This is a genomic window from Escherichia sp. E4930 (assembly GCF_005845405.1).
Taxonomy (GTDB): domain Bacteria; phylum Pseudomonadota; class Gammaproteobacteria; order Enterobacterales; family Enterobacteriaceae; genus Escherichia.
Map to the genome: position 1 here is coordinate 1 of NZ_VCDZ01000068.1, position 1,685 is coordinate 1,685.

Genomic DNA, 1,685 nt, shown 5'->3' on the forward strand with positions numbered 1-1,685 from the left:
GCGTTTTGATCCTTACATGTTCGTTATTGACTATAACCGCTCTACAGAATTATTCGTTCGTGCGTATGGTGGTAGTTATTTTGCTCTACAGGAAGGTGTTTTTACTGGTCTTAATCCGTGGCAGCTTGCGGAAGATGAATCATCACCAATCTGGAAGCGTTTGTTAGCGTTTCTGAAATCGCTGGCAAAGGCATTTGTTCGGGACAACATGGGGAACCCCTGTTCTGACCAACAGGCAATAGAAATGGATGCGGCAGTAGAGAGTCTTATGACTATGCCTGTCCAGTTGCGCCGAACGTCAGCATTGCTCCAGATAGTTAACGATAGTGAACTGCGTATCAGACTTGCTAAATGGTGTAAAAATGGTGCGTATTCCTGGGCGACAGATTCGCCAGAGAACACTTTTAATCCGATGGATTATAAAAAGGTAGGTTTTGACACAACCGTTATCCTTGAAAAGGTAAATGGTGAAACGCATCCAGCGTGCGAACCTCTGCTGGCGATTTTATTTTTCTATAAAACGCTTATGCAACGTGACGGAAAGCTAATGCTTACTATTGTCGAGGAGTTCTGGATGCCTGCGAACTTCCCTCTGACTCAGGATATGATCAAATCTGCGTTAAAAGCTGGACGTCTGAAAAATGAAATGATGTGGCTAACGAGTCAGTCGCCAGAGGATGCGGTTAATTGTGCAATTTTTGCGGCTCTTGTTCAGCAAACAGCCACAAAGATTTTGTTGCCTAATCCAGATGCTGAATTTGATGGTTATAAAAAGATTGGTCTTGTTGAAAAAGAATTTAAGAAATTAAAATCTTTATCAAAAGAATCCAGAACAATGTTAATAAAACAGTCTGGTTCATCGGCATTTGCAAAAATGGATTTGTACGGTTTTGATGACTTTCTTCCTGTTATATCAGGAACGACGGAAGGGATTGTTCTGTGTGAACAAGTAAGGGAAGAACTTGGTACAGATGAACCCGATGTCTGGATTCCTGAATTTATTAAACGTATTAAGGAGCAAAAGAAATGAGAGCAACTATTGCACTCTTATTAATCTGTTTTCTTTCTTCTTGTTCATCACCGCCTCAACCTAAACAAGCGGAGGGCGGATGGTATGAATTGAATACAACAATTCAGGATGTGAAAGCGAGGACGATGTAATGGATTTAAAAAATAAATATTTTGGTAAGACAAAAGAAGAAGCGGCTAAGAAAAAAATTGATATAAAGAAAGAAAACAAGCAAATTTTTGATGCTGTCAAGCAGTTTGAGCGTAATGAAATAGCAACTGTCCAGGGTAAAGCTAAGTTTATTACGCGAATTGCTGTTGTGCTGTTGATTTCCAATATTGCTCTTGCAGCAGCCATCGCTTTTTTGTCTCCGTTAAAGACTGCCGTTCCTTTTGTTATTCGTGTGGATAACAATACGGGCTATACAGATATTGCACCGCAATTATCAGGAGCAAAGCAAACCTATCAGGAGGCAGAAACAAAATATAATCTTGCGAAGTTTGTTATTAACTATGAGTCATACGACTGGCAGACTATCCAGGAAATGCTGGATACGGTAAATGTCATGTCTAATAACAAAGTGTTCTCACAGTACAATACAGCTATTCGTGCGGATAACTCGCCGCTGAATGTACTGAAAGACAGTTATAAGATTAAAACGAAAATTAAGTCCGTC

Annotated in this window: 1 protein-coding gene and 1 pseudogene; both read left to right on the forward strand. The window is 39.9% G+C overall.

Going from position 1 to position 1,685, the window contains the following annotated elements:
• Window positions 1–1,030: pseudogene (locus FFT88_RS25015) on the forward strand (conjugal transfer protein); the annotation flags it as partial.
• A 130-nt stretch (window positions 1,031–1,160) separates the two neighbouring features.
• Window positions 1,161–1,685 (forward strand): VirB8/TrbF family protein (locus FFT88_RS25025; protein WP_135406028.1); only part of this gene is annotated, 525 nt, incomplete at its 3' end.